The 6,091-nt window shown below is 39.9% G+C and carries 5 protein-coding genes and 1 pseudogene; 1 reads left to right on the forward strand and 5 read right to left on the reverse strand.

The annotated features are described in order from the left end of the window. Positions 1-271: 271 nt before the first annotated feature. The 4 genes from F6K52_RS08495 to F6K52_RS08510 form a co-directional block, all read right to left on the reverse strand. The gene (locus F6K52_RS08495; protein WP_293076355.1) at positions 272-733 is read right to left on the reverse strand and encodes a DUF29 domain-containing protein; all 462 of its coding nucleotides are present in this window, start codon (positions 731-733) and stop codon (positions 272-274) included. A gap of 188 nt (positions 734-921) precedes the next feature. Beyond that, on the reverse strand, positions 922-3,015 hold the full coding sequence (locus tag F6K52_RS08500) for a pentapeptide repeat-containing protein (protein ID WP_293076357.1): 2,094 nt from the start codon (positions 3,013-3,015) through the stop codon (positions 922-924). Positions 3,016-3,297: 282 nt separating this feature from the next. Next, positions 3,298-4,170, reverse strand: coding sequence for a DUF1822 family protein (locus F6K52_RS08505; protein WP_293076359.1), 873 nt, complete (start codon positions 4,168-4,170; stop codon positions 3,298-3,300). A gap of 250 nt (positions 4,171-4,420) precedes the next feature. Further along, positions 4,421-4,903, reverse strand: a complete 483-nt coding sequence (locus tag F6K52_RS08510; RefSeq protein WP_293076361.1) for a ribbon-helix-helix protein, CopG family — start codon at positions 4,901-4,903, stop codon at positions 4,421-4,423. A 270-nt stretch (positions 4,904-5,173) separates the two neighbouring features. Between F6K52_RS08510 and F6K52_RS08515 the strand changes: the two genes are divergently transcribed. Continuing rightward, on the forward strand, positions 5,174-5,365 hold the full coding sequence (locus F6K52_RS08515; RefSeq protein ID WP_293076363.1) for a hypothetical protein: 192 nt from the start codon (positions 5,174-5,176) through the stop codon (positions 5,363-5,365). Between the two features lie 226 nt (positions 5,366-5,591). Here the strand turns inward: F6K52_RS08515 and F6K52_RS08520 are convergent. After that, positions 5,592-6,091 (reverse strand): annotated as a pseudogene (locus F6K52_RS08520) (heat-inducible transcriptional repressor HrcA); the annotation flags it as partial.

A 6,091-nucleotide genomic window follows, 5' to 3' on the forward strand; every position in this document is an offset into this window, starting at 1 on the left:
TCCGTTACTTTGACCAGAGCCTAGGGCGTGTTTTCAAAGTTTTCCGCAAGATTTAGATCCCCCCCAGCCCCCCTTAAAAAAGGGGGGAGCCATACTCAAAGTCCCCCTTTTTTAAGGGGGATTTAGGGGGATCTCCGAGGCAAGAAAACACGCCCTAGCCAAATCACTAAATCTTTACCACTACCATTGTCTTGAAACCCTCTGTTCCCTGTTTCCTGTTCCCTGTTCCCTATAGCTGAAACCTTGAATTTTTGGTTTAACTGGGTAAGTCCTACTCATTTTCCCAATCTTCGCTAGTATCACACAAAAAACTCTCCTGAATCACCTCCTCAAAGGAATAAAGACAAGCTTCTGGGAACGTTCGTAGTGGCAAATTAGTTTCCCGCAACGCTAAATCAATCCCTGCTTCATAGCCATCCATCATTGCTTCTGACCGGCGAGACTTTAAGCTGGGGTTTTGCCGTAAATGCCGTTTAATCGCCCGACGTTGTTCTCTAATACTCAAAAACCAACTGCGGCTACGATTCTCTGGCTGATACTGCCACTTGAGCAGATGACCAAGCAGAACGCAAAGGCGACTTACCAATTCCCGATATTCCTGTCTTCCCAAAGCTTGAATTTCTTCCTCCAGATGCTGCCAATCAAGCTTATAAAATTGCTTGTGCTTCAGTGCTTGAGCCTGCTGCTGAGTCCAAGCATAGAAGTCTTGCTCGTATAGGGAAGGTTTATCCATAAACTTGAAAAAGTTATTAGAGTTTTTTAGATTATCCAAAATACCTATATCTTTTATTCTCTCTTGCCTCTTGCTTGCTAGCATGCCTATTGCTTAAAGTGATATATTCACAACTAAAATTAAAATACGACTAGCTGGAACAATCTTATCTATTATAAACCTTGATAAACCTTACACTATACGTCACACTATAAATCTCTCCAACCCTCAATCGTTGCCATTAAAATATTCACAAGGGGGTGGTCTATAGCTTCCTTGAAGGCATCAACTCCTCCAGCTTCCAAGGCATTAATAACCTTTGCTTTCAGGGTAGGATTACTGTTGATTTCTTCAGCAGCCTCAGCGACAACTGTTAATTTTTCAATTTCGGTTGTGGTTGGGTTGGTTTGTGAGAGTTGGTTTAGGAGTTGCTGAATCTCTGCTGCTGCCTCTGCCAAATTTTGTTTTTGGGTTGGGGCATAGTACTGCTGAGTGCCAACTATTTGGCTGTCATTGGCTGTTCCCGTGTAACCAAAACCGATTGAGGAATTGCTCTGGTCTATGTTGAATATACGCTCTTCTGATATAGGTGGACTATCTACTGTGTTTGTGATATAAATATCATTATTTATAGGTTTGCTAGCCATAACCTTGATGATTTCTTTTAGATCCGCACTTTGATGACGATAAATCTGTATTTGTTCATCCTTAGCCTTTAAGTCAGCTAGATATTTTTCATGTAATGTTTGAAGTGATAACTCATAATTATGGATGAAATTATTGTGAATTGCTGCTAGGTTGAATTCCCTAGGTATGTTGATGCGAATCACGATCGTACCATCTCCCTTATTCTCAATAGATTGAATGGATAACTCCTGTGCCCCGCTTTCAACTTTTATCTTCTGTAATGAGGGAACAAATGCCTGCCAGTTAACTCCATTAACGAAAATCAAATCAAGGGTTTCTAAAGCCTTTTGAAATAACTTACTAAATTCTCCTGGAGCAAAGTTACCGCTATGGGGACGGCGCTCTTGTTGAGAATCTCGCAGATAAACATAAGCACAAATTATCCCATCAAGATTTGTAGCATTATTGATATTCCAGTCTTCTATACAAGCCCCAGTCAATAATGCTTGTTCAAAGTTAGTATTCAACCCTTGAACTGCCGTTAGATTAGCTCCAGTCAGATTGGCTTGACTGAGATTAGCTTGACTGAGATTGGCTTGACTGAGATTAGCTTGACTGAGATTAGCTTGACTGAGATTAGCTTGACTGAGATTAGCTTGACTGAGATTAGCTCCACTAAGATTAACGTTACTAAGATTAACTCCCCTAAGATTGGCTCCAGTTAAATTTATTTTGATTAGGTCTGGAACTAACTCAGTGTTTCTTTCCCTCCACTGATTCCAAGCTTCTAGTCTTTTTTGATATAAAATCAGGTCTTCGTTGTTGGCTTGCTGCTGAGTAATAAAGCTAATCGGAGCAAGATCATTCCAAGTGGGAGGCAATTCTGCGGGATTCTGAAACAAAACTGGCAACCAACTAGCACAGGGAAAATCATTCTCTAATCCTTGCAGTTGTTCCCTGGCTTCTCTTACTGAAATATATAACGATTTTCCCCTTGAAAATGACTTAAGAAATCCCTTTAAAAACTCCTGAGCCACTAGATCTGGTACTGGCTCTCGCATCACAATAACTTGCGGGATGTGCAAGTCAGCTAAACTTTGTGCTAAACCTAGCCCATCACAAGAGTTAAAAATAGCTATCTTTAATCCCCGTTCAATTGAAGCTTTTAAAGCATTTTTTAACTCACTAATGATTAAGCTATCTGTTCGGTTAATAGAAATATAGCCACTCTTGCCATCTACTTGGCTGTAACTATGCCCAGAAAAAAAGAGGATATCCCAGCCTTTGTCGTCCCATAGTTCCCTATCTAATTTCAGGCGTGACGGCTCAACCAGAAACGTAATTTCTGTATTAGGTAAATGTTCTAGTAATTCTCGGTCTGTTTCAAGATTAATTCCATCACTGTTTCCCAAAACAGCTAAAATTCTCACCTTATCCTTGATAATAGAAGAGACGGTGCGCTTAACTCTATCATAGGTTAATTCCGCCAAAGCAACCTCAGCATACCGGTAAAAATCAAAAATTTCCCACAGATGCCAGGGGATTCGTCGTAATTGAATATCTTCCACTTGGATAAGTACGCGAATTTCTTCATAATGGCTTAAATTTTTCAGCAATCCCTCTTTGATGACACGAAAATCTTCATAATTAAGCCAACTATTTAGACTTTTAATCAAATTTTTAGATAATTGGCGAAACTTATCTCTACTGATGATAGAAGTGTTTATCTCTGTTTTTTTCTTCAAAGCGCGTACAGAAAAACCTAGGTTTTGATATATTAAATGCCAGCGCCTATGGAGTTTTGCAAATTCTGGTGCTGGAGGTAATTTTCCTAGTATTTCTATTAATGTAAAAGTGCAATCATCTCCAATTCTTAGAGTAGCTGAACAACCAGTTTCAAGGGTTCCCTCTCCTAAATTTATTACAACTAATTTAACCATTTTGTAATTATAAAAAAACTAAACCATAAATAACTCTGTAAAACTACAATTCCCACCATAGTCTATTTTAATACTGAATTGATCTCCATCATCAGCACTAAACCTTAGCTGGATGCCAAGATCATCAAGTTGTGATTGTGCTTCTATAAATGTTTGACCTGAGTCATCAAGTACAATCATCTTAGTATTTTCTGGTAAATCGTTTGGGTTGCTGATAGCATATAGCTGTAGAAAAATATCAACTTCATTATTATTTTCTATAGCCACATTGAGCACTAAAGCCATCTGGTATCTATTATTGCAGCAAATTTTTTTAACTCGATGGACTCCTTTGATGTGCCTAAGAGCATATCTATAAGAAGGTTGTACTGTTCCTAAAATCTCGTGCCATGGATGCCAATTTTGTTGCTCCGCCTCACGAAAGTCATTGCCCAACCAATTCTTCAATTTTACTCGTTTCTGATCAAGTTCAGTCTGCCTAGTGTTTAGCACTGATGTTTCTGGTTCTAGGTTTGGCTCATCAATTGGCTCAGAAAGAAGAAAGGAGTCTTCTAATGGCTGACGGTCTAACACTTGTTTGACTGACAAAACTGGAAAACCAGAGGTAATCAAATTTTGAGCATTTAAGCTTACAAAGGCTTCCAGATTATTAGCGATTGCACAAACCAGCTCTTCAGCAAGTTCAAAACCTGTAAGCTCTATAAGGTTGTATAATAGCTTTTTATCTAAAATGGTGTAATCGACAGAACATTCCTTTAGAATTCCCATTACCATAGAGAAAATTTCTCTAGCATATTTTTCGCTTCTTAGGATTTTGGCGTAATAAAAGAATTTCGCCACAGTCGATTTGGCAATATAGCCCTCCATTCGCTGGGATTCAATAATTTCCAACAACTTTAGCGTCTGTTCCGAAAACGACTCTTGCTCGATCAGGAGACACATCAAGACGCTTAAACCGACCAAAATCCTCATGATTGAACATCAATAGCAGTTCTCAAATGAATAGACTACAGTGAACACACCCAGTGAACACACCCAGTGAATGTTGGTGACAGCAACAGCTGATTCTCAGCTTACCCCCTAATCACGGATGGGGGCTATTCAAGTCAAAACCGCTGTATGCATCTTGTTACTAAATTTATTAGTCCCTGAATTTAGAGTCTTTGGGAATCTCGGGATTGACGGAAGAGTGTTTACCTTTTACTAGCTTACGCAATCGCGCTGATTTAGACCCCTTTGATACAGAAGACCGAGGTTGACGGTTGCTTGGCTCCTGATCCAGCACCTGGTTTAGATTCTCGTTCATCTCCAGGAATAACTCTTGCAATTCATCCAGACGCCTTTCTACATTGGAGTCAGTCTTAGGTACAGTGGATCCTCCCAGGGATTGAGCAACTCCTTGAATCGCAAGTGCGAGATCAGTAACATTGGTTTGTTTTCTGAGGTTCTCAACGGAGGCTTCTACTACTGTTAAACGCTCTTCTACTGAGTCATCGGTTTCCAAACCCTGTCTGAGGAGTCTGTTGATCAACTCTGTAACTGAAATGCCCTTCTCCTCAGCGCGGTCTTTGAGGGCTTGTGCTAGGTCTTCAGATAGTCTGAAGCTAACTAGTTTTCTAGACATGACAATGTATTGAAATTAAGTGATATACGTATTATAGCTTTTTTATTAAATATTGATATACGTATTATAGCTGATTTGTGATCATAAATTACTATAATATGCTTCCCATAACCCAGTTAATATAGGTATTTAGGCTATTTTGAAAAAAATATCCCCTACGTCAACTTGTCTGATAGTGGCAAAATTCGCTATACGTATGATATACAAAAGATGTACATCATTTAAGCTGCCCACATGAAACCTGCGACTCTAATAGACTTTTCCAGAAAAATGAGAACTCCGATAGCGGTAGTAAGCGCAATACTTGTCGGAGCTAACGCTGGGATTCAGATTTGGCAAAATTTAGATTTAAACAGTCAAATCCAGGAGATGATCAACAAAATCTCGGCTCATAGTGAGTCTTCTGCTGAGACAAGCAGAAAAGATACGGACCTTCCTGAAGATCTACCTCCTAAACTCTGAAGAAGCTACAAAAATCTGTGACTTGCCCACCCAGTGGCAAGGGGAATGGGTGGATTTGGGTGCATCTCTACCTATGGTGATCAATGCTCTCTGTTTTAGGGAGGCAAATGAGTTGGGACTTAGAAATTGTTCAAGTCCGGTTAAGTATAGTAATTAGAATAATTTAGACAAAGAGCTAGATTAATCGTTTCCGATCAAGGTCTTGCTGTTACCGTAAGAGGTTGCTTTAAGCTGGTTGACTCAAGGCTTCCGTTAGATAATCCGCTGCTGCTTGCACTAATGCGATCGCATTTTCATAAATCATGCGAGTTGGTCCAATAATCCCTACACTTCCCACTGGGACTTTATCTTGCTGATAGTTAGCAGATACCAAAGTACAGCCACGCATCGGTTCCAAGGAATTCTCTGCACCAATCCTAATTTTCACACGAGACTTAAATTCCAACTCTTCCGGTACCTTAAAGATTACTGACCACAATTGCTCCTGTTCCTCTTCCAACAGATGCAGCAAGTCTAGAGTCTGGTCTATTTCCGCAAATTCTGGTTGACGCAACACCTCTGAGATGCCACGAATCATAATCGGGCTGGACTTAGGTACTACAGTGCGACGGGTCAACTCAGTTAATAAATTGCTTAAAAAATCCGCATAGCGGACAAATTCTCGGTCTAATTCACTCCAATCTAATTTCTCCAATTCCGTGAGAGTTCGCCCTCGCAGCTTACTAT

The organism is Moorena sp. SIO3H5 (assembly GCF_010692395.1).
Taxonomy (GTDB): domain Bacteria; phylum Cyanobacteriota; class Cyanobacteriia; order Cyanobacteriales; family Coleofasciculaceae; genus Moorena.